This is a genomic window from Pedobacter sp. N36a, assembly GCF_014472395.1.
GTDB lineage: Bacteria > Bacteroidota > Bacteroidia > Sphingobacteriales > Sphingobacteriaceae > Pedobacter.
Genome location: NZ_JACSZW010000003.1, coordinates 137,548 through 159,538, shown reverse-complemented (window position 1 = coordinate 159,538; position 21,991 = coordinate 137,548). Strand labels below are relative to the sequence as shown.

16 protein-coding genes are annotated in these 21,991 nt (G+C 42.0%); 13 read left to right on the top strand and 3 right to left on the bottom strand.

The genetic code is table 11. The annotated features are described in order from the left end of the window. The first annotated feature begins 73 nt into the window (after positions 1-73). From miaB to H9X96_RS07060, 11 genes are all read left to right on the top strand, one after another. Entirely contained in the window at positions 74-1,522 is a 1,449-nt protein-coding gene (miaB, locus tag H9X96_RS07110) for a tRNA (N6-isopentenyl adenosine(37)-C2)-methylthiotransferase MiaB (RefSeq protein ID WP_187665636.1), read from the top strand. A 19-nt stretch (positions 1,523-1,541) separates the two neighbouring features. Continuing rightward, positions 1,542-2,771, top strand: a complete 1,230-nt coding sequence (locus H9X96_RS07105) for a sigma-54-dependent Fis family transcriptional regulator (RefSeq protein WP_062550649.1) — start codon at positions 1,542-1,544, stop codon at positions 2,769-2,771. A gap of 36 nt (positions 2,772-2,807) precedes the next feature. Then, positions 2,808-3,320 carry an LPS assembly lipoprotein LptE gene (gene lptE / locus H9X96_RS07100; protein ID WP_187665635.1) on the top strand — a complete coding sequence of 171 codons (513 nt, stop codon included), beginning with the start codon at positions 2,808-2,810 and terminating at the stop codon, positions 3,318-3,320. Positions 3,321-3,351: 31 nt separating this feature from the next. After that, the gene (locus H9X96_RS07095; RefSeq protein WP_187665634.1) at positions 3,352-4,413 is read left to right on the top strand and encodes a hypothetical protein; all 1,062 of its coding nucleotides are present in this window, start codon (positions 3,352-3,354) and stop codon (positions 4,411-4,413) included. A 14-nt stretch (positions 4,414-4,427) separates the two neighbouring features. Beyond that, complete coding sequence (gene secG, locus H9X96_RS07090; protein WP_187665633.1) at positions 4,428-4,778, top strand: preprotein translocase subunit SecG; 351 nt, start codon at positions 4,428-4,430, stop codon at positions 4,776-4,778. 237 nt (positions 4,779-5,015) lie between these two features. Then, on the top strand, positions 5,016-5,309 hold the full coding sequence (gene groES, locus H9X96_RS07085) for a co-chaperone GroES (RefSeq protein ID WP_062550653.1): 294 nt from the start codon (positions 5,016-5,018) through the stop codon (positions 5,307-5,309). 58 nt (positions 5,310-5,367) lie between these two features. Then, positions 5,368-7,008 (top strand): chaperonin GroEL, encoded by a 1,641-nt coding sequence (gene groL, locus H9X96_RS07080; protein WP_062550654.1) that lies wholly within the window; start codon positions 5,368-5,370, stop codon positions 7,006-7,008. 134 nt (positions 7,009-7,142) lie between these two features. Next, positions 7,143-13,133 (top strand): PKD domain-containing protein, encoded by a 5,991-nt coding sequence (locus H9X96_RS07075; protein WP_187665632.1) that lies wholly within the window; start codon positions 7,143-7,145, stop codon positions 13,131-13,133. Between the two features lie 2 nt (positions 13,134-13,135). After that, positions 13,136-14,164, top strand: a complete 1,029-nt coding sequence (locus H9X96_RS07070) for a PorP/SprF family type IX secretion system membrane protein (RefSeq protein ID WP_187665631.1) — start codon at positions 13,136-13,138, stop codon at positions 14,162-14,164. 51 nt (positions 14,165-14,215) lie between these two features. Beyond that, positions 14,216-14,872 (top strand): MgtC/SapB family protein, encoded by a 657-nt coding sequence (locus H9X96_RS07065; RefSeq protein WP_187665630.1) that lies wholly within the window; start codon positions 14,216-14,218, stop codon positions 14,870-14,872. A 79-nt stretch (positions 14,873-14,951) separates the two neighbouring features. Then, positions 14,952-16,379: an L-serine ammonia-lyase gene (locus H9X96_RS07060; RefSeq protein WP_187665629.1), complete on the top strand. Its 1,428-nt coding sequence runs from the start codon at positions 14,952-14,954 to the stop codon at positions 16,377-16,379. Between the two features lie 23 nt (positions 16,380-16,402). Here H9X96_RS07060 and H9X96_RS07055 read toward each other — a convergent pair whose 3' ends face one another. The 3 genes from H9X96_RS07055 to H9X96_RS07045 form a co-directional block, all read right to left on the bottom strand. Continuing rightward, positions 16,403-17,092 (bottom strand): SGNH/GDSL hydrolase family protein, encoded by a 690-nt coding sequence (locus H9X96_RS07055; RefSeq protein WP_187665628.1) that lies wholly within the window; start codon positions 17,090-17,092, stop codon positions 16,403-16,405. A 163-nt stretch (positions 17,093-17,255) separates the two neighbouring features. Continuing rightward, positions 17,256-17,951 (bottom strand): lipoyl(octanoyl) transferase LipB, encoded by a 696-nt coding sequence (lipB, locus tag H9X96_RS07050; protein WP_187665627.1) that lies wholly within the window; start codon positions 17,949-17,951, stop codon positions 17,256-17,258. A 10-nt stretch (positions 17,952-17,961) separates the two neighbouring features. Further along, entirely contained in the window at positions 17,962-18,603 is a 642-nt protein-coding gene (locus H9X96_RS07045; RefSeq protein WP_062550659.1) for a 4'-phosphopantetheinyl transferase superfamily protein, read from the bottom strand. A 66-nt stretch (positions 18,604-18,669) separates the two neighbouring features. Here H9X96_RS07045 and dcd point away from each other — a divergent pair, with 66 nt between their 5' ends. Together dcd and H9X96_RS07035 are read left to right on the top strand one after the other, a co-directional pair. Next, positions 18,670-19,206, top strand: coding sequence for a dCTP deaminase (gene dcd / locus H9X96_RS07040; RefSeq protein ID WP_062550660.1), 537 nt, complete (start codon positions 18,670-18,672; stop codon positions 19,204-19,206). 85 nt (positions 19,207-19,291) lie between these two features. Next, entirely contained in the window at positions 19,292-21,985 is a 2,694-nt protein-coding gene (locus H9X96_RS07035; RefSeq protein WP_187665626.1) for a TonB-dependent receptor plug domain-containing protein, read from the top strand. The last annotated feature ends 6 nt before the right edge of the window (positions 21,986-21,991 follow it).

The window sequence follows — 21,991 nt, the reverse complement described above, 5'->3', positions numbered from 1 at the left end:
TTAAGATTCTGCCACTTTGTCATTTCTAAATTTAATTGTGTATTTTTGAAACCCAGAAAAATGTTAACCATTTATGATTGATTTACAGCTTACAGATAAGACACACGATGAAGAGCGCCAGGGCGAGGCTTTAGTTATTGATGCACCAGAGGTACGTAATGGCCGAAAGTTATACATTGAAAGCTATGGTTGTCAGATGAATTTCGCAGATAGTGAGATCGTTGCCTCGATTTTAAAAGATCAGGGTTTTGAAACCACAGGTGATTATCATGAAGCAGATGTAGTCTTCATCAATACCTGCTCTATCCGCGAAAATGCGGAGCAAAGAGTCCGCAACCGACTGTCGCAGTTTGGTGCAGAGAAACGTAGAAACCCCAAATTGGTGGTTGGCGTTTTAGGATGTATGGCAGAGCGTTTAAAATCAAAATTCCTGGAAGAAGAGAAATTAGTGGACATGGTGGTTGGCCCGGATGCTTACCGTGACCTTCCTCAATTGATCAGTCAGGTAGAAGATGGTCATAAAGCCATAAATGTGTTGTTATCCCGCGAGGAGACTTATGCAGACATTAGCCCGGTTCGTCTGAATGGAAATGGCATCACCGCATTCATTTCGATCATGCGCGGCTGTGATAACATGTGTTCTTTCTGTGTAGTTCCATTTACCAGAGGACGTGAACGCAGCAGAGACCCTTATTCTATCCTTGCAGAAGCACAGGATTTGTTCGATAAAGGCTACAAAGAAGTCACTTTGCTAGGACAGAATGTAGATTCTTACAAATGGAAAGGCGCTGATGCGGAAGAGCATGCAGAAATTGAAGTAAACTTTGCACAATTACTGGAAAAAGTAGCTTTAATCAGTCCTGACTTGAGGATCAGATTTTCTACTTCACACCCTAAAGACATTACTGACGAGGTATTATATGCCATCGCCAAATACGATAACATCTGTAATTACATCCACCTGCCGGTTCAATCTGGAAGCAGCAGGGTATTGGAACTGATGAACAGAACGTATACCAGAGAATGGTATATCAATAGAATTGATGCCATCAGACGCATCATTCCAGGATGTGCAATTTCTTCGGACATCATCGCTGGTTTCTGTACAGAAACAGAAGAAGAACACCAGGAAACTTTAAGCATCATGGATTATGTAGGTTATGATTTCGCATTCACCTTCAGTTATTCTGAAAGACCAGGTACGCTGGCGGCCAGAAAACTGGCAGATGATATTCCTGAACCAGTGAAAAAACGTAGGCTAGCAGAAATATTACTCAAAGCACAGGAAACTTCATTAATGCGCCTACAACAATTTGTTGGAAAAACTGTTAGAATTTTAGTGGAGGGTACTTCCAAAAAATCTGACCTTGACCTTTGTGGAAGAAATGATCAGAATGCGATGGTGGTTTTCCCTGCAGCGCCTGGTGTTAAAGCCGGAACTTATGTAAATGTTTACATTGACCGCTGTACATCTGCTACCTTATTAGGAACTATTGCCGTTGAAGTACCTGAAATTGTTTAATCAATAAAGACAAATTACTTTGGACATACAAGACATTAAAAACCGCTTCGGTATCATTGGTGGCTCTCCGCTATTGAACCGGGCAATAGATATTGCCAGACAAGTTGCGCCAACGGACATGTCTGTATTAATTACCGGAGAAAGTGGAAGTGGTAAAGAGGTTTTCTCTCACATCATTCACCAGATGAGTACCCGGAAACACGGTGCATTTATTGCCGTCAACTGCGGTGCCATTCCTGAAGGAACGATAGATTCAGAACTTTTCGGACATGAGAAGGGATCTTTTACCGGAGCTCATGAAGCCCGTAAAGGTTATTTTGAAGTAGCCAATGGCGGAACGATATTCTTAGATGAGGTGGCCGAATTACCATTGGGTACACAAGCACGCTTACTTAGAATTCTGGAAAGTGGAGAATACCTGCGTGTAGGCTCTTCTAAGGTACAGAAAACGGATGTCAGGATCATCGCAGCGACTAACGTAGACGTGTATAACCGCGTTAAATCGGGTAAATTCCGTGAGGATTTATACTACAGGCTGAACACCGTGCCCTTGCGCATTCCAGCTTTGCATGAGCGTAAAGAAGACATCTACCTTTTATTCAGAAAATTCTCTGCTGATTTCAGCGATAAATATAGAAGCCCAGGAATTCAGCTGGAACCGGATGCCATACAAATGCTGAGCAATTACAGTTGGCCAGGTAACGTCAGACAGCTGAAAAACATTGCGGAGCAGATCTGTGTATTGGAAAAAGACCGTAATGTGACGGCTGCCGCCTTGCTGAATTATATTCCAAATGAAAGTGCGACCAATTTGCCCATGGCGATCAATGGCAGCTCTAAGGAAGACTATACTGAACGCGACATCCTTTACAAAGTGCTTTTTGACATGAAAAAAGACATGATGGAGTTAAAGAAACTGGTTGCAGAGATCATTCAAAGCGGCGGAAACACTTCTCACATCATTGCCGACAATACGCATTACATCAATCAGCTGTACCAGGAAGTAGACCAAACGGTGAATGAGCCTACTTTTACCATTAAAAAGCCTGCTCAGAATGCACCTTTAGACTATAATTATACTCAAGAAGCCGAAGAAGTGGAAGAATCATTGTCGCTCATCGATAAAGAATCCGACCTGATCAAAAAAGCCTTGAAGAAACATAAGGGAAAACGCAAGTTTGCTGCACAGGAGCTTGGGATTTCGGAGCGTACGCTTTATAGAAAAATTAAAGAACTCAACCTAAACTAGTCTGGGCTCCATTGTCAAAGAATTAAAAATATACGAATGAAGAAGTTATTATTGCTCCTGGTTGTAGTCCTTTTCAGCTCTTGTTCCATTAAATTTAGCGGGGCATCTATCCCAGCGGAGATGAAAACAGCAAATGTGCTCTTTTTTGAAAACAATGCAACTTTAGTCGTCCCAAACATGTCGACCAACTTCACGGAAACATTAAAAAACATGATTCGTAATCAGACCCGTCTGAACATTACGACAAATGATCCGGATGCAGTTTTTTCTGGCAGTATCACCAATTTCGACATTCGTCCGGCAACGATTGTAGATGCGAATAACTCTGGCGTTGGAAACACCTCTCCGCTAAACAGACTAACCATTCGCGTCACTGTAAAATACACCAACAACCTGAATCCTAAAATGAGCTTTGAAGAGCCTATTGAACGTTATGTTGATTATGCAACCGCGGGTGGCAATGCCACTCAACTGGAAGCGGATAATATTAAAAAAGTAATGGATTTAATTACAACAGATATTTTTAACCGTGCATTTGCAAATTGGTAGAAATTGAAAATTCAATTGTTAACTTAGCAACGTGGAGCAGGAATTAGACATGAGACAAGAACTGGAAGTATTATTAGCGGAACCTGAAACGGTAAGACCCGATCATGCGCCTATGCTCAAAGATCTGGTGTCGAAGTATCCGTTTTTTCAACCACTGCACCTGCTACTGGCGAAAGCCAATCTGGAATCGGTTGAAAAGAACAGCTTCCTTGCTACTGCTGCGTTACATACAAATGGGCAATTGCTCCATAACTTCATTTACGAACCGGAATATTTAGTAAATACTAAGTTCAATGTTGTTTTATCTCCTGCTTTTGACCTGCTGACTAATCAGCCAGAAACATTAGATGAGATTGTCCTAGATGAAGTTCCTGCGGAATCGGAAGAAACAAATCCAGTGATGGAAGAGATGATACCGGAAACCGATGATTTCGTTTTGGAAAACATTGTATCTACCGACTTTTTTGCCTTCCAGGATAACTTTAGTCCGGAACCTGTTCCTGAATCCGTTTTACGCGAAGAAGAACGCCTGGCTGCCTTAGAAAAGGAAATCGCAAAACAGGAAGACCCGGTGATCGTCAGTAAATATGATGACGACCAGCTGCCTTTCACCTTTTTGTGGTGGTTACATAAAACCAGGAAAGAATACCAGCAGATTTTTCAGCCTTATACCAGGCCAAAGGCAGCGCCTGAAGCACAGGAGGCTAAATCTAATGCGCCGGGCAAGGCTAATGAACTGCAGCAGCAATATGTGGAACACATCTTCCATTTACAAAGTCCATTAACCGACGAACCTGCAGCAGAATATATTCCAGGAAACCTGAATCCTAAAGGGACTGCTATCATTGACAGCTTCCTCAAAAATGATCCGCAGATCAGTCCGCCGAAAGCCGAACACATCAATACCGAAAACAAGGCCAAAAAGAGCGCAGAGGACCATAATGACCTTGTATCAGAAACGCTGGCAAAGATCTATATCGAACAAATGCTTTACGACAAGGCCATAGAGACTTATGAAAAATTAAGTTTGAAGTTTCCAGAAAAAAGCCGTTACTTTGCCGACCTTATTCAATCCATAGAAAAGAAAATTTAACCATATAACCGATTATGCTATTTTTAATTATTTTACTAATCATTGTCTGCATTGCCTTAGCGCTATTTGTTTTGATACAAAATCCTAAAGGTGGTGGCCTTGCAACAGGTGGATCAGGCAGCAATATGTTTGGCGTTCAACGTACAGGTGATGTTCTTGAAAAAGGTACCTGGGTATTATTAGCATTAATCGTAGTGCTTACATTATCTATTACGACCATTGCAAAAACAGGTGGAACAGCTGCCGCTGTAGACTCTAAAATCCAGGAACATTTGGACAAAATGCCTACCCCATCTCCAATTGGATCATCAGCTCCAGCGACAACCGCTCCAGCAACTGCTCCTGCAGATACTGCAAAGAAATAAGAGATTTTAAAAAAATATCTAAAGTCCGGTATGCTTATGCCGGACTTTTTTTATGCCTTTATTTTTTCTTTCCTTGGCTCACAATTCTGCCACTCTGACACGAAAATAGTTTCGTCTAATCTATTAGCTGACAATGCCGTGTAAATTTGGCAAGCAAAACCTGCTTGGCATAGAAACTGATATATAGCGGACACGTAATCCTTACATTAATTTTAAAATTAAAAACAAGAATAAGTTATGGCTTTAAACATTAAACCCATTGCAGATAGAGTAGTAATTGAAGCTGCTCCTGCCGAAGAAAAAACAGCTTCGGGTCTATATATCCCTGATACAGCTAAAGAAAAACCTCAGCAAGGAACAGTAGTTGCAGTAGGCCCAGGCAAATACGCCGAAGCTACAGGTAGCCTAATTCCATTGAGCGTTAAAGCTGGAGACGTGGTATTATATGGTAAATACGGTGGTACTGAAATTACTTTTGAAGGTAAAGAGTATCTTATTATGCGTGAGTCTGATCTTTACGCAATTCTTTAGTTGTTGAATTAACCTATTCAACCTTATTACAATCAATCATTAATAACAATATTTTAAAATGGCAAAGCAAGTAAGATATAATGTAGAAGCCCGTGACGCCCTGAAAAGAGGAGTTGACATTTTGGCTAATGCGGTAAAAGTAACTCTAGGTCCAAAAGGACGTAACGTAATTATTGACAAGAAATTCGGTTCACCAGCGATTACTAAAGATGGTGTGACTGTAGCGAAAGAGATCGAATTAAAAGATCCTATCGAAAATATGGGTGCTCAAATGGTAAAAGAAGTTGCTTCTAAAACTGCAGATATCGCAGGTGATGGAACAACAACTGCAACTGTATTGGCACAGGCAATCGTAACTGCTGGTATTAAAAACGTTGCTGCTGGTGCAAATCCAATGGATTTGAAACGTGGTATCGACAAAGCGGTTACTGCAATCGTTGCTAACTTAAAAGCACAATCTCAAACAGTAGGTGAAGACAATAACAAAATCAAACAAGTTGCTTCTATTTCAGCAAACAATGATGAAGTGATTGGTTCACTAATTGCTGAGGCAATGGGCAAAGTAGGTAAAGATGGTGTAATTACTGTAGAAGAAGCAAAAGGTACTGAAACTGAAGTAAAAACAGTAGAAGGTATGCAATTCGACCGTGGTTATTTGTCTCCATACTTCGTCACTAACGCAGATAAAATGGAAGCGGAATTAGAAAACCCTTACATCTTGATCTACGACAAAAAAATCAGCAACATGAAAGAATTGTTGCCAATTTTAGAGAAACAAGTACAAACAGGTAAACCATTATTGATCATTGCTGAAGACTTAGATGGCGAAGCTTTGGCTACATTGGTCGTAAACAAGATCCGTGGATCTCTGAAAGTTGTGGCTGTTAAAGCTCCAGGTTTCGGTGACCGTAGAAAAGCAATGTTAGAAGACATCGCGATCTTAACTGGTGGTACTGTAATCTCTGAAGAAAGAGGTTATAAATTAGAAAATGCTGACCTTACTTACCTAGGTACTGCTGAGAAAGTTCTTGTTGATAAAGACAATACTACGATTATCAATGGTGCTGGTAGTTCTGACGATATCAAAGCTCGCGTTAACCAGATCAAATCTCAAATCGAGACCACTACATCTGATTATGACAAAGAGAAATTACAAGAGCGTTTGGCTAAATTAGCTGGCGGTGTTGCAGTTCTTTATGTTGGTGCAGCTTCTGAAGTTGAAATGAAAGAGAAAAAAGACCGTGTTGATGATGCTTTACATGCAACTCGTGCAGCTGTAGAAGAAGGTATCGTTGCAGGTGGTGGTGTAGCTTTCATCCGCGCTATCGAAGCCTTAGAAGGCATGAAAGGTGTAAATGATGACGAGACTACTGGTATCGCAATCGTTAAACGCGCAATCGAAGAGCCATTACGTCAAATCTGTCAGAATGCAGGTATTGAAGGTTCTATCGTAGTACAAAAAGTGAAAGAAGGTAAAGCTGACTTCGGTTACAATGCCCGTACTGATGTATATGAAAACTTAATCGCTGCCGGTGTAATCGATCCAACTAAAGTAGGTCGTGTAGCACTAGAAAACGCAGCTTCTATCGCAGCAATGTTGTTAACAACAGAATGCGTATTAGCTGACGATCCAGAAGATGCTCCTGCTGGTGCAGGTATGCCTCCAATGGGTGGTGGTGGTATGGGTGGAATGATGTAATTCATCAACCCAATACAATTACAAAAGCCTCAGAATTTCGATTCTGGGGCTTTTTTTTTTGTGAAACGTTAGTTATTAATTTAAATTGTTAACATTAGAATAAAAAAGTTTAAATTTATATAAACTTTGTTTAGATGACAAAACGCTGTCTAGTAATGACGATCTTAATATTATTTGCTACGTTCTTGAATTCTTATTCCCAAATAACAATTGGAACGGTAGATCCAGGCCCATATACGCCGGGATCAAGCATCGCTGTAACTTTTAAAATAGCTGATGGAACCTGCCTTAAGCCAGGAAATGTTTTCGAATTATATTTATCCGATGGTGCGGGTAGTTTTAGCGGAAATAATCGAATTGGAACTTATACGGGATTTTATTCTACGTTTGTGAATGGCACAATACCGCCGACTGGGATTCTTCCCGGGCTAGGCTATCGGTTACAAATACGGTCCTCCCAACCGGCCTTTACAACTACCTCCGATCCTTTTGAAATTAAGGCTGGTACACCTGTTAAAGCTGCAGTCACCTCATCTCCTATCCGAGGAACAACTGATGAAGTCTTTGGCTACTGTCCTGGAAGAGCAAATGTATCATTTGATTTCAGCAATGCCTCAAGTCCTAACACAAGTACGGTATCCGGCACTATTAAAAATGAAATCTCGGGGACGAGTGAGCCCAATTTAGTCTTCAATACTGCTTCCCCAGATCCAAGTTTAACAGCAGGCTTAGCGCATTACACAGTCCTGATAAAAGCGGTAGCCAATGGAACAATTGGAACAAGAGCCTATATGATTGTGAATAATACGATCAATAATAGCTTTGGTACAACCGGGGACAATACAGTATGTCTACCTGGAGGATACCTTGAATTTCCAGTAGATTTAAGCGATCGGGGTATCAAAAACAACTATCCCGGAACCATTTATCAAATAAACTGGGGAGATTCAAATGGAATTCCTGTTAATTACACCATTTGTGACCTTAGCTCCGGTTATGTCAGACACGAATACACCACCTCTTCCTGTGGCGCCCCTATTTATAATCCAGGAACTGGCCCAAAATATAATGTTTTCGCTATAAACATCGCAGCTATCGGTCCTTTTTGCACCGTAACAGGCGGAGAATTATCTACCTATGTCAGGGTCCTCACCAAACCCATAAATAGTTTCGACGGCCCCCCGGTTGGTTGTGTAGGAAAAACCGTGACCTTTATAAACACATCAACGCCAGGACAAAATGAAGCCAATACCCCTTCTTGTACTGATAACTCAGTTACTTATAACTGGTATATAGATGGTGTAAAAATAAAGACGAATTATACTAAGGAAATGCCTTTCAGTCATATTTTTCCTACTGCAAAAAATTACATCATAAAATTAGAATCAGTTTCTGACGGACGATGCGTCGCAGAAGTCGCAACACAGGAAATTTGTATCCAAAACCCTCCTAAACCAGATTTTGATTTCAATGGTGTATTAGTTCCACATTGTGCTCCTTATGTCATTCAGGCAAATGATAAATCTATTCTTGATCCTAGTTGCAATACCAATCATGTATACAATTGGATCGTAAAAAAACAAGGCCGTAATGCGCTCAACACAGAGGTCACCTATATGAATGGGCTTACTGAGCCAGTTTTTACCTTCTTAAAAAAAGGCGAATATGAAATTACGCTTGAGATAAGTACCCCAGCATGTGGAGCCGTCAGCAGCCCAGCACCACAAACCGTTGTGATCATAGATAGTACGCCAAAGATTACTTTGGCCCAAACAGTTGACGTATGCGCTATACGGTCTTTTAAATATAATGATGTAATTGCTGGCCCAACAAACGTTAAATTTGAGGGCACAGAAAGAGATGAAGCCGACACCTATACCTGGACAGTAACTGGTTTAAATGATGAACCGCTTACCAGCGACGACTATGTATTCGTAAATGGAACAGGGATCACAAAATACCCTGAAATTGACTTTAAAAAATATAGAGGATACAAAGTATCCGTTGCTCATAAAAATAGTTGCGGAACAGTAACCAGTGTTCAAAATATTACATTTCATCCTTCTCCGGTTATACAATTAACTGCCAATAAAAATTCAATTTGTGCTATTGAATCGGTAGACTTAACTGCTGAAATCACTGGCGGAACACATACTACAACCACATGGACAGGAGCTGGAAATATCTCCAGCCCTACCAACAGCTTAACGACCAACTATATTCCTACACCACAGGAAAGAACCTTAGGTAAGGCTACAATAACATTTTTAGTAAATACAGGTCTTGATGGTCTATGTGCCCAGGTTAAAGAAGACATCATCATAGATATTTTTAAGCAAAACTCAGGGACAAATGCAACGCAAACCATCTGTTCAGGAAACAATGCAAATTATGATCCTGGAACAGGAACCAGTCTTCCGGGAAGTACGTTCAAATGGACAGCCATTAATCCAGATGGCAATGCCGTTAATTACACCGTTTCAGGTTCAGGCCCCATCAATGACCAATTGTCCAATAACCATGCGACAGCTAATGCAACTGTCATTTATGAAATTACGCCTGTAAGAGATGGTTGTGATGGCTTTCCTTTTACCTACACCGTAACCATCTACCCAAAACCTGCCGGGAGTGCTAATGCAGTTGCAACAACCATCTGTAGTGCTCAAGAAACTCAAATCACCCTCCTCCCAACCATCCCCAATACACAATACACCTGGAGCAGCACCGCTACGAATGGCGTAACAGGGAAGAGTGAACAGGTGACTGCAACCGGTAACACTTTCATCAACGATATACTTATCAATGATGGAACTTCGCAGGGGTCGGTTACCTATAACATTACCCCACTCTATAACAATTGCCCAGGTGACATATTCTCTATTACCATTAACGTAGATCCTGCCATTACAAAAGCAGAGGCTGGTGTTGATGAAAGCATATGTGCGACTAACACGTATATATTGTCTGGGAATCCAACAACTAAACCAGGCGAAATAGGTACATGGACCCTTAGTTCAGGACCTAATGCAATTAGCTTTGATGGTGAAGAACATACTCCAACTGCTACTGCGAAAGGATTAGTTGCAGGGGGACCTTACATATTCAAATGGACCATCACAGGACCGGGCGCCTGTGTTGAATCTTCAGACTTGGTAACTATCCATGTGAATGAGCCAACTGTTGCAGGAATGATAAATGGAGGGACCACAGTTTGTTCAGGAACCAATACCGGTCGAATTAACTTGACTGGAAATACCGGTTCAATTCTCGAGTGGAAAAGCTCTATTGACAATGGCTCAACCTGGCAGACTGCTACTGGAAACAATACCACTGCCAATTTAACTTATAATAACCTGACCACAACGACCCAATATTATGCAGTCGTTAAAAACGGAAGTTGCGCAGAATTAAACACCAACATCATCACCATTTATGTTGCTCCGCCAACCACTTTAGCTAACGCTGGTCCGGATCAGGAATTGTGCGAAGCAACCAGCGCTAGCCTGAAAGCAAATCAACCTGTTAATGGAGATTCTGGCCGTTGGGAATACGTTACTGGTCCGGCAGCACCAGTCTTTGCAAATGCTACAGATCCAGAAACCATTGTAACTGAACTTCAAATAGGAGGAACCTATGTATTTAAATGGACGATCACCGGTAATGCGCCTTGTGATCCAACAGAGGATCTCGTCATCATCAAAAGTCTGAAACCAATTGACCAATACATCAGTAATCCAAGACCAGTCATTTGTTATGATCAGACGGTGAATATCGAAGGAAGTCTTCCTACTGACGGAAATGGCATTTACACCTATATCTGGGAAAGTAAAACGCCTACTGGCTCCTGGACAACTATCCCTAACCAAACGGGTCAAAACCTTCAGTTAGTACTTCAGGCAAGCATCAGCTTCAGAAGAATTGTGAACAGCGGTTCCTGTACGAAAACCAGTAACGAGACTGAAATTATTGTTCAAGATCGAATCAGCAACAATGAGATTTCTCCAGACCAGAGCATTTGCAATAATACTGCTCCTACTTTAATCACGGGAACAACGCCAGAAGGTGCTGATGGCAATTTCTTTTACATTTGGCAGTCTAGTACAGACGGAGGAACCACCTGGACAGATGTCAATTCTTTTGGCATAAATTACCAGCCTCCTGTATTAACTGCCACCACTGCCTATCGCCGTATCGTCTATACAACGATCTGCGATGGCGCTCAAAGAAGCATCAGCGCTCTGGTTACGATTACCGTTAAACCAGATGCAACCGCCTTATTTACCTTTACCAATCAGACTGGTTGCGCTCCTTTCTTAATTAATTCAGACAATATAAAGGCAATCGAACACCCACTTGTCAATGATACCTATACCTGGTTTATCAATGATGTACCCTACCATACCGGCCCCATTTTCAAAGATTACACCATTAATGGAAACGACCAATCTATCACCATAAAATTAGTTGTTACGTCAAAAGTAGGCTGTAATTCCGCTGAATTCATCCGTGTTTTCAATACCAGGCCAGCGGTTCCGGCCTCCTTTACCCAAAGTGATACCGAAATTTGTGGCCCAATGACGGTAAGGTTTGTCAACGCTTCGGTTCAAAGTGCTGGCGCCACCTTTTTATGGGACTTTGGAAATGGACAAACCTCTACCGAGGCAAATCCTGCTCCCGTAAATTTCAATCCAGACCCGACTGGAAAAGACATCACCTATACCATTACCCTCACTTCTACTACACCATGTGGTAGTAATACTTATACCTCAACCCTATTGGTTAAAGCCACACCTATTGCTGTATTCTCTCCAAGTAAAACAGTAGGATGTTCGCCAATGCTGGTTAATTTTACAAATACCTCTCCGGGAGGAACAAACACCTATACCTATGATTTTGGCGACGGAAGCGATCCAATTACAAGATCGGACAAACTCCCGGTAAGCCATACTTATAACACCACCATCACCAAAGTTTTCACGGTCACGATGACAGCAGTAAACGGTTGTGGAACACATACAAAAACTTATAACATTCAGGTTTCTCCACAAAACATCACCCCTGAACTGGTGGTAGATGCCAATGAGAAAAAAGGATGTGCACCATTAACGGTAAACTTCGACAATAACTCTATCGGGGCAACGCATTTTACGTTCGACTTTGGAGATGGTGGCACCATGAACACCACTGAACCTGGAAGGGTGCAACACATATTTACCAAACCAGGTAAGTATACCATCACCATGACAGCCTTTAACAATTGCTCTGAAATTACCGAAATAGAGGAAGTTGAAGTATTGGAACAACCACTTGCTGCTTTCAATGCAGATCAAACCCTGGGTTGTGCCGGACTTGCCGTTCAATTTAGAAACACCACCCAAAATGGCTTTAGCTATGTATGGGACTTTGGTGATGGAACCACTTCCAACGAATTTGAGCCAAACCATATTTACAATGGAGACCAGGAATATTATACAGTAACACTAACCGCAACCAACACGCTGGGCTGTAGCATATCGGTGATTAGAAATCAATACATCCATATTGTTCCACCTCCAAAAGCGGCCTTTAACGTCAATCCTTCTACCCTAATCAGTATTCCCAACTACACCTTCAGTTTTGAAGATGAGAGTACGAACAGCCCTACCATCTGGGCCTGGGACTTTGGAGATGGAACAACATCTGCGAAACAACATCCAATCCATACCTATCCAGACACAGGGACCTATAAAGTAACCTTAACTACCTTCAATCAGCAAGGTTGCTCTACCAGCACCTTTAAACACGTCACTATAAAAGGTGTTCCAGGGTACCTTTTTGTACCGAATTCCTTTATTCCTGGCAGTGAATATCCAGAATTGAGAACCTTTATTGCTAAAGGATCGGGCATTGCCACCTGGAAATTCAGTGTTTTCAACAAATGGGGCGAGCTATTGTGGGAAACCACCAAATTAGACGAAGGCAGACCGGCAGAAGGTTGGGATGGCAATTACAAAGGCAATCCGGCGCCTCAAGGAGTATACTTTTGGAAAATAGATGTGAAGATGGTCAACGGGACAGAATGGAAAGGGATGACTTACGATAAGTCTGTGCCAAAACGCACAGGAGCAATACATTTAATCAGATAACCATGAGGATAAGAAAGCAATTTACAATGGCCTTCCTGATAATGGGAACAAGTTTACACCTCCAGGCACAAGACCATATTTACTCCCAGTTTTTCAATGCTCCGGTTTACCTGAATCCCGCCTTAACGGGACAATTTGAAGGAGATATCCGCTTGAACCTGATTTATAGAAATCAATGGTCAGGACTCAGTGGCGATTTATCTTATATATCGGCCTCGGCAGACCTTAACATTCCAAGTTTTGCAGGAGGAGTGGGCCTGCTATTTAACCGCAGCAGCGAAGGCACCGCCTATCTGGTTAAAAACAATGCGGCCCTGACCTACTCTTACAGTGTGGGGAGTGATGATTTTGTGGTTTCCTTTGGCATACAGGCAGGTTTCACCAACCGCCAAATCGACTGGAATAAACTGGTATTCTCCGATCAGATAGACCGGAGATTGGGCTATATTCCTGGAAGTGTTTCTTCAGCTCAACCACCAGACATCGACAATAAGATCTTCTTTGATGCCGCAGCAGGTACAAATATTGTTGTTCATAATTTCATGATTGGACTAGGCATTCATCACTTGAATAAACCCGATGAATCCTTTACCGGAACTGTCGCAAAATTACCCATGCGCTTCACTGCTAATGCCAATTATCGAATTTCCCTCCATCCATATAGTGGCTATGGCGATGATGACGGCCCCTTTCTGATCCCTTCAGTTGTTTATTACAAACAGGAGAAATCCAGCTCCATGAGTGCTGGCGCACAGTTTAAATACAAAAGTCTCAGTACCGGACTCTGGTACCGCAGTAGCTCACAGAGCGGCCCGGATGCAATTGTACTTTCGCTCCTATTTGATCTTTTTAAAGGCAATAAAAATGGGGAAAAATTGAGGTTCGGGATCAGTCATGATGCCACCACCTCCCGCATCAATTACACCAATACCAATGGAACAACTGAAGCAAGCATTGGTTATGAGAAGTATTTCCCCAACAGTTCGAGCTACAATAAATTTAATGGATTACGTTGTTACGACTTCTACTAATCACTTCTACTTTCAGGAAATTCTTTGTTATCTTTAGCTAACGAATAAGCTATGAATAACATTTTAGAAAACAGTCATTTTCTGACGCAAACGGAAGTAAACAAGTTCTTACTGGCTACACTTTTGTGTGGTCTGATTGGAGCAGAACGAGAGCTCCGAAGTAAGCAAGCCGGATTAAAAACGATGATCATGATCGGATTAGGTTCTACCCTATTCACCATTTTATCGATAAAAATCGGAATCAGCAGTCATGACCGCATTGCTTCTAACATTGTAACCGGAATTGGTTTTCTAGGCGCTGGCGTCATCTTTAAAGAAGAGAACCAGGTAAAAGGCCTGACTACCGCCTGTGTGATCTGGATTGTTGCCGCGATTGGCATGGCCACTGGTGCCGGCTATTATGAGCAAGCGACCGGAGTGACGGTGATTGTACTTACCGCCCTGCTCGTCTTCCCCTATCTGGAGGAAATGGTAGAACAGCGCTTTACCAAACGGGTGTACCGCATCGTCAAAAAATATGAAGATGAAAGTCTGGAAAAATACGAAGAAGACCTTAGAGGTTCAGGTCTAAGACTAACCAGAGGGAAACAGGAAATGGCTAATGGTACCATCAGTGGCACCTGGGTGGCTATCGGAAGTCCCAAAAACCACAAACATTTTGTAGACCGGATGCTAAAGGACAAAAAGATCATTGCCTTTGATTTTTAAGCCCCTTAGCCTGCACATAAAATCGGCTTGCAGTCCATTAATAGCTGAAAATGTCCCGGAACTATCTTAGCTTTGTAATATGCAAAGGGAACAGATCTCAGTTTTTGATATTTTTAAGATAGGTGTTGGGCCATCCAGCTCACATACCTTAGGTCCATGGCGGGCGGCTCAGCAATTTACTGCATTATTAAAACAGCAAGACCTGCTGGAACAAGTAGAGCAGGTGAAGATTCTATTATATGGCTCCCTGGCCAAAACAGGAAAGGGACACGGAACAGATGTGGCCATCCTATTGGGATTAATTGGTGCAGATCCGGTCACCTTTGATGTGAATTCCATTGATTCTACCATAGAAGAGATCAAAACTTACAAAGTATTGAACTTAAACGGAGAAAAAGATATCACTTTCAATTACGAGGAAGACCTGGTTTTTCTTTTCTTTGAAAGCCTTCCCTTCCATCCCAATGCAGTTACTTTTCAAGCTTTCTTAAATACTGGAAAAGCCATTTCTGAAACCTATTATTCTGTAGGTGGAGGTTTTGTGGTGAAAGAAGGAGAAAGTGGCAGTGATAAAGAACAGGTAGACCTGCCATTTCCGGTAGAGAAAGCGGCAGATCTTTTACACTGGTGCCTGACTACAGGATTGAAAGTATCAGAAGTGGTGATGGAAAATGAACTAGCCTGGCGTTCCGAAGTGGAAACCAGAAAAGGCATCATGCAGCACTTCAATGTCATGAAAGACTGTACCTACAGAGGCTGTCATACTGCAGGTTTCTTACCCGGCGGACTGAATGTTGCCAGAAGGGCTTGTGCCTTGAACAAGCGATTGGTAGGAAATCATACTTATACCAATTATGAAAGCTGGATAGCAGCCATTAAAGATGGCGGCAATGGATTCAATTACATTCTGGATTGGGTGAGCTGCTTTGCGCTGGCAGTAAATGAAGAAAATGCTTCTTTTGGCCGCGTAGTTACCGCACCAACCAATGGTGCAGCAGGTGTCATCCCAGCAGTTTTACAATATTATATTGCTTTCTGCGATGGCTATACGGATGAAAAAATCACGCAGTTTATTGCCTGTGCTTCGGAAATAGGCAGTATTTTCAAAAAGGGAGCGACTATTTCAGCCGCAATGGGTGGCTGTCAGGCAGAAATCGGCGTTTCTTCTGCAATGGCCGCAGCAGCATTGACAGAGTGTTTAGGTGGTTCTCAGCGCCAGGTTTTAATGGCCGCAGAGATCGCGATGGAACACCATTTAGGCTTAACCTGCGATCCTATTGGAGGCCTGGTACAAATTCCATGTATTGAAAGAAATACGATGGGTGCAATTAAAGCCATTACTGCAAGTCAACTGGCCCTACAGAGTAATCCTGATAAAGCAAAAGTAAGTTTAGATGCCGTAGTGAATACCATGTGGGAAACTGCATTGGATATGAACTCCAAATATAAAGAAACCTCAGACGGTGGACTGGCCACCAACATCCCGATCAGTTTACCGGAATGTTAATCAGCGGTATTAAAGGGTTTAATTTATTTTAAGCCCTTTAATACTTTTGGTTCCAGCAGAACCGCCCAATCTAAGTACATTTTCTCTGAAGGATGCAATCCATCCGAGGCGACTAAGGCTCCATCTGATGCAGCCAAACGTGAAGCCGCTGTAATATCTGTATAACTGATGCCATGAGCCAGTGTTTCTTCCTTATTGATCGCATTAAAAGCATCAATATCTGTAGCAATAGCTGAAATATCTCTTCCGCTTTGCTGCCCGTAAGGCGTCGCTCCCCAGTCTGGAATAGAGACGACAAATACATGGGCTTTCTGCCCTCCCGAAAATGCGATGGCAGTTTCCAGCAACTCCTTAAACTCTTTACGGTAGACTGCTTTCGACTCCCCCCGGTATTGGTTATTTACCCCTATCAGGAGGGTAACGAGGCCAAATTTTTGTTGTACTGCCGCCGTTTTAATACCTTGCTGCAGTTCGGAACTGGTCCAGCCTGTTTTGGCAATGATCTTTGGCATCCCCACATCAAGCCCTTTGACTTTTAACAATTTGGTCAGCTGATGGGGGAAACTGCCTGACAGCGGAACAGCTTCTCCAATGGTATAAGAATCGCCAATGGCTAAATAAGTCAGGGTATCTGCAGGAATCATGGTTTTCGCATTATTTTTTTCGCAAGCCAATAATACCAATAATGATAGAGATAACAGAAAGGATTTCATAAATAGATATACGGAAAGCCTAGGTATGAAGATGTCCCTTAAACATTTTATAACCGTAGTTCAACAGAATGATCGTGCCGGTGATCAGATAAAGCACTTCAATTCGTTATTCAATATTTAACGTAAAAAAACCAAGAAATCATTATAATTAACGATAAGAAGATTAGAATAACTCCATTTGAAAAAGATTGGCAATATGTCCTTTTAGCTTTGCTTTAACTTCTTCAATATCCAGTTTACGTCCTAATTCACGTTCCATGGAGGTGACATCTTTATCGTCTATGCCACAAGGAACAATATTTTTAAAGTAATTGAGGTCTGCATTGACATTGAAAGCGAAACCATGCATGGTGACCCATCTGCTGCACCTCACGCCCATGGCACATATTTTACGCGCCTGATCCGTATCTGCATCCAGCCAGACACCGGTAAAGCCGGGCGATCTGCCTGACTCAATCCCATAATCTTTTAGCGTCAGCATGATGGCGTCCTCCAGTGTGCGCAGGTAAAGGTGGATGTCTGTGAAAAAATTATCAAGGTCTAGAATTGGATAACCTACAATCTGACCGGGTCCGTGGTAGGTAATGTCGCCGCCACGATTGATCTTATAATAAGTAGCTTCTTTTTCTATCAGTCCCTGCTCGTCCAGCAATAGATTTTCCGGATGTCCGCTTTTCCCAAGTGTGTACACATGGGGATGCTCTACAAAAACGAGATAATTGGGTGTTTCCAGCTCCGTACCATTGTTCCGATTTTCGGTTTTCAGCGCAATCGTATCCTTAAAAATCTGTTCTTGCTTTTCCCAGGCTTCCTGATAATCGGTCAGTCCCCAATCTATGAATGCTACTTTCTTATTCATCTTTTGAAAATTAAGCGACTACATAACCCAGCATATAGCCGTCGGCAGTTTTAAAGTAATTCACGGTGAGTTCTTTCATCCCTTCAGGAAGTGTCACCAGGGCATTCAAACTGCCTTCATTTTTTAATTTGAAAGGTTTGATGTAAATGTCCTGCTTAAACTCGAGGCCTTTTCTGCCATTCCATTTATAGATGGCTTCTTTGGCACACCAGCAGACATACAGGCCATTGATATTATCACCAATTTGCTTTTGAGCCAGCTCAATATCAGAAAGAAACTTATGCCTGATACTTTTAATTTTATGTTTGATCAACTCGATATCTACACCAACTTTCCTATTTTTACCGATAATCACTGCTGCATAATCATAAGAATGACTCAGCGAGATATGGTAATCAAGGTTGGGTAGAAAGGGCTTCCCATGCTCATCCATCTGACAATCAATGTATTCAGAAGTATTTAGCATGGTTCTCAACAGCACACGGGTACTTAACCAGTGCAGCAGGCGTTTCCCGTTGCTTAAAGAGGAAATAAAATCCAGCTCATGCTGTTTCAATTGTAGGCCGGAAAGCAGCTGCTCTTCGGTCTCTTCGATTTTCCATACCGCAAGTATGGTATTCTCGTCAATATTTTTATTAAAAACTACGGGCATCTCTATTTTAGAAAACTATGCAAAAGTATCTTAAATTAATCATAATTTAGCCCAATACTTGATAAAATGATACTTTCCGACAAACGAATTCTCGAAGAAATTGAGAAGGGTACCATCATAATTGAACCTTTTAAGCCCGAATGTCTGGGTACAAACTCATATGACGTACATTTGGGCAAATACCTGGCTACTTATACTGATAGAGTCCTTGATGCAAAGGCACATAATAAAATTGAAAACTTTGAGATTCCAAAGGATGGATTTGTACTGCAGCCGGGTACACTTTACCTGGGCGTAACCCTGGAATATACAGAAACTCATGCACATGTTCCATTTTTGGAAGGTAAATCAAGCACTGGCCGTTTGGGGATCGACATCCATGCGACAGCCGGAAAGGGAGATGTAGGTTTCTGCAATACCTGGACGCTGGAGATTTCCTGCGCACAGCCCGTAAGAATTTATGCAGGCATGCCAATTGGCCAGCTGATCTACTTTGCCGTAGATGGAGAAATTGAAACCATGTACAACAATAAAGGAGATGCAAAATATAACAATAAGACCACGAAACCGGTGGAAAGCATGATGTGGAAAAACGAGTTCTAACCGCCTAATTCCCTTTCTTTTAAATTTACTTTAAGCCTCAATATTTGTATATTGAGGCTTAATTATTTGTTAATGGTCATAACATATGAAACGTAAATTGCTGTATCCTCTTTTATTATTCTCCGGTGTCTTCCTCGCTTTTGCGTCGGGAGCCCTGAATGATAGCTTTGATGTCCTCCTAGAAAGAATGAAGGAGTTCAATCTGAAGAATCCTCAGGAAAAGGTTCACCTTCAACTGGACAAGCCTTATTATGCCATAGGCGATAATATTTGGTTTAAGGCCTACCTGCTCAACAGCAGTGCTCAGGAACCATCAGATATTAGTAAATTACTATATGTGGAGCTCATCAATGAAAAGGATTCTGTACAGCAGCAATTGAAACTTCCTGTATTAGGCGGTATCACCTGGGGAAATTTTAGTCTGCCGGATACCTTAATGGAAGGAAATTACAGAATCCGTGCCTATACCCAATGGATGAGAAATGCAGGTCCGGAATTCTTCTTCGACAAGACCATCAAAATAGGTTATTCCTGGACCAATAAAGTCTTTACCAATACGATTTATAGCTACAGTAAAGCAGATAAAGGGGAAAAGATGGCGGCAAACATCAGTTTCAAAGATAAAGAAGGAAGCCCCTATACCGGTAAAGAAGTCAAGTACGAGGTCATCCTGGATTCCAAAAGCTTCCTCAGAGGCAAGGCCACTACCAATGATCAGGGAGAGATATCGCTGAGTATCCTCAACAACAGACCAGACCTCAATAAAAGAGGAAAAATTCTAGCTACCATCACCTTGGGAGAAGATCAAAAAGTAACCCGAGAAATTCCCATTAAGGCCACATCGAAATCAATTGACCTGCAGTTTTTCCCGGAAAGTGGAAACCTGATCGAGGGATTACCTACTAAGATCGCAGTAAAAGCGGTCAATTCCTCAGGCCTGGGCGAAAACATCAGCGGGGTTGTTGTAGACCAAACTGGCCTAGAAATCAATCGCTTTGAAACCAAACACCTGGGCATGGGTAACTTCGTCATCAATCCTCAAAGCGGAGTCAGATACGTAGCAAAGGTGAAATTTGCGGATGGTTCAGAAAAAGATTTCAATCTTCCAATTGTACAAACTACAGGCTATACCCTGGCTGTAACAGGTACAGACAAAGATAAACTGACCATCAAGATTATGAGAAGTGCCGACCTGACCGGGCCCGTAAAACTCAGGCTCGTTGGCCAGCATGATGGCAACGTGGTTTTCAGCCCTATTGTGTCTATGTCCGATCAGCTCGCCACCGTCACTATTCCTAAAAAGGAATTGACAGAGGGTATCTTACAGCTCAGCTTGTTTTCTGAAGAAAACAAACCTATTGCCGAGCGACTTGCATTTATTTATAATCCTGCAGACCGGATAGCGGTACAGTTGAGTACCGAAAAACAAGTGTATGCAAAAAGAGAAAAGGTAGATATTCAACTCCACAGCGCCTTTAACGGCACACCTGTACAAGGTATGTTTTCCGTTGCGGTCACCAATAACAATGCGGTGAAACCAGAGCCGGAAACCGAAAGCAACATACTCAGCAACTTATTACTCACTTCAGACCTGATTGGTTACATTGAAAAACCCAATTATTACTTTATTGAAGAAGGACCAGAAGTGATTAAAAACATGGATAACCTGATGCTGACGCAAGGCTGGAGCAGAATCCTATGGAAAAATGTCATCAGCAACACCCCGCCAAATGTCAGATTTCAACCGGAAAAATCTCTGGGCTTTAGTGGAACGATTGTCAATTATGGAGGCAAACCTGTACCAAATACCAAAGTTACGCTCCTTTCTACAGCAAGTGGATTTTTCACACTCGATACCTTAACGGACGCGCAAGGAAAATTCAACTTCGATCGCCTGCTTTTCCTTGATGATCCCAAATTTATCATCCAGGCAAGAACAGCTAAGGGCAAAACCCGACTGGATGTTAAAATGGATGTGGTTCCGGGACAAATCGTCACCAAGAATAAAAATACTGGAGACATAGAAATTAACGTTAATGAAGCGTTGTCTGCTTATTTAAAACAAAGCAATAACTATTTTGACGACCAGAGTAAACGTGGACTATTGCAAAAAGTATTACAATTAAAAGAAGTGAAAATCACACAGGAAAAGCCGAAGGTTAAGAATTCGCAAAACTTAAATGGCAACGGAAGAGCGGATGCGGTGATTACTGCCGAACAACTCTCTACCTGCCCTCAACTTTCCATGTGTTTACAAGGCCGTATTGCCGGATTGATCATTACCAATGGGAAGGCCTACCTGACCAGAAATGGGGGAAGAATACCAATGTCCATCGTTCTGGATGGAATGCCTTTACAGGATGCAGACCTTGATTTCATCAACGTCCCTGATATTGAAACGATTGAGGTTCTTAAATCTATCGGAAATACCGCCATTTATGGGACCAATGGAGCAGGAGGTGTATTGGTGATCACGACCAAGCGTGGCGTTGGCAATTTCTCCGCGGTACCTACACCGGGGCTCATCGTTTTCAACCCTAAAGGTTATTCGGTTCCAAAAGATTTCTATTCGCCTAAATATGATGTTCCTCAGCCTAATAATGCACCAGATTTCAGATCTACTGTATATTGGGGGCCACAACTGCTGAGCGATGCCGCAGGAAAAACTAATTTCACATTCTTTAATACCGACGAACCTGGTACTTATAGAGTCGTTCTGGAAGGAATGGACTTAATGGGCCACCTGGGGAGAACGGTTTACACTTATGAAGTAAAATAACAAAAC

Bases quoted from the DNA above. Each gene is read 5' to 3' on its own strand.
- miaB (WP_187665636.1), top strand. From the start codon at position 74: ATGATTGATTTACAGCTTACAGATAAGACACACGATGAAGAGCGCCAG.
- secG (WP_187665633.1), top strand. From the start codon at position 4,428: ATGCTATTTTTAATTATTTTACTAATCATTGTCTGCATTGCCTTAGCG.
- groL (WP_062550654.1), top strand. From the start codon at position 5,368: ATGGCAAAGCAAGTAAGATATAATGTAGAAGCCCGTGACGCCCTGAAA.
- H9X96_RS07055 (WP_187665628.1), bottom strand. From the start codon at position 17,092: ATGAAATCCTTTCTGTTATCTCTATCATTATTGGTATTATTGGCTTGC.
- dcd (WP_062550660.1), top strand. From the start codon at position 18,670: ATGATACTTTCCGACAAACGAATTCTCGAAGAAATTGAGAAGGGTACC.
- groES (WP_062550653.1), top strand. From the start codon at position 5,016: ATGGCTTTAAACATTAAACCCATTGCAGATAGAGTAGTAATTGAAGCT.
- H9X96_RS07060 (WP_187665629.1), top strand. From the start codon at position 14,952: ATGCAAAGGGAACAGATCTCAGTTTTTGATATTTTTAAGATAGGTGTT.
- H9X96_RS07035 (WP_187665626.1), top strand. From the start codon at position 19,292: ATGAAACGTAAATTGCTGTATCCTCTTTTATTATTCTCCGGTGTCTTC.
- lptE (WP_187665635.1), top strand. From the start codon at position 2,808: ATGAAGAAGTTATTATTGCTCCTGGTTGTAGTCCTTTTCAGCTCTTGT.
- lipB (WP_187665627.1), bottom strand. From the start codon at position 17,951: ATGAATAAGAAAGTAGCATTCATAGATTGGGGACTGACCGATTATCAG.
- H9X96_RS07070 (WP_187665631.1), top strand. From the start codon at position 13,136: ATGAGGATAAGAAAGCAATTTACAATGGCCTTCCTGATAATGGGAACA.
- H9X96_RS07065 (WP_187665630.1), top strand. From the start codon at position 14,216: ATGAATAACATTTTAGAAAACAGTCATTTTCTGACGCAAACGGAAGTA.
- H9X96_RS07045 (WP_062550659.1), bottom strand. From the start codon at position 18,603: ATGCCCGTAGTTTTTAATAAAAATATTGACGAGAATACCATACTTGCG.
- H9X96_RS07075 (WP_187665632.1), top strand. From the start codon at position 7,143: ATGACAAAACGCTGTCTAGTAATGACGATCTTAATATTATTTGCTACG.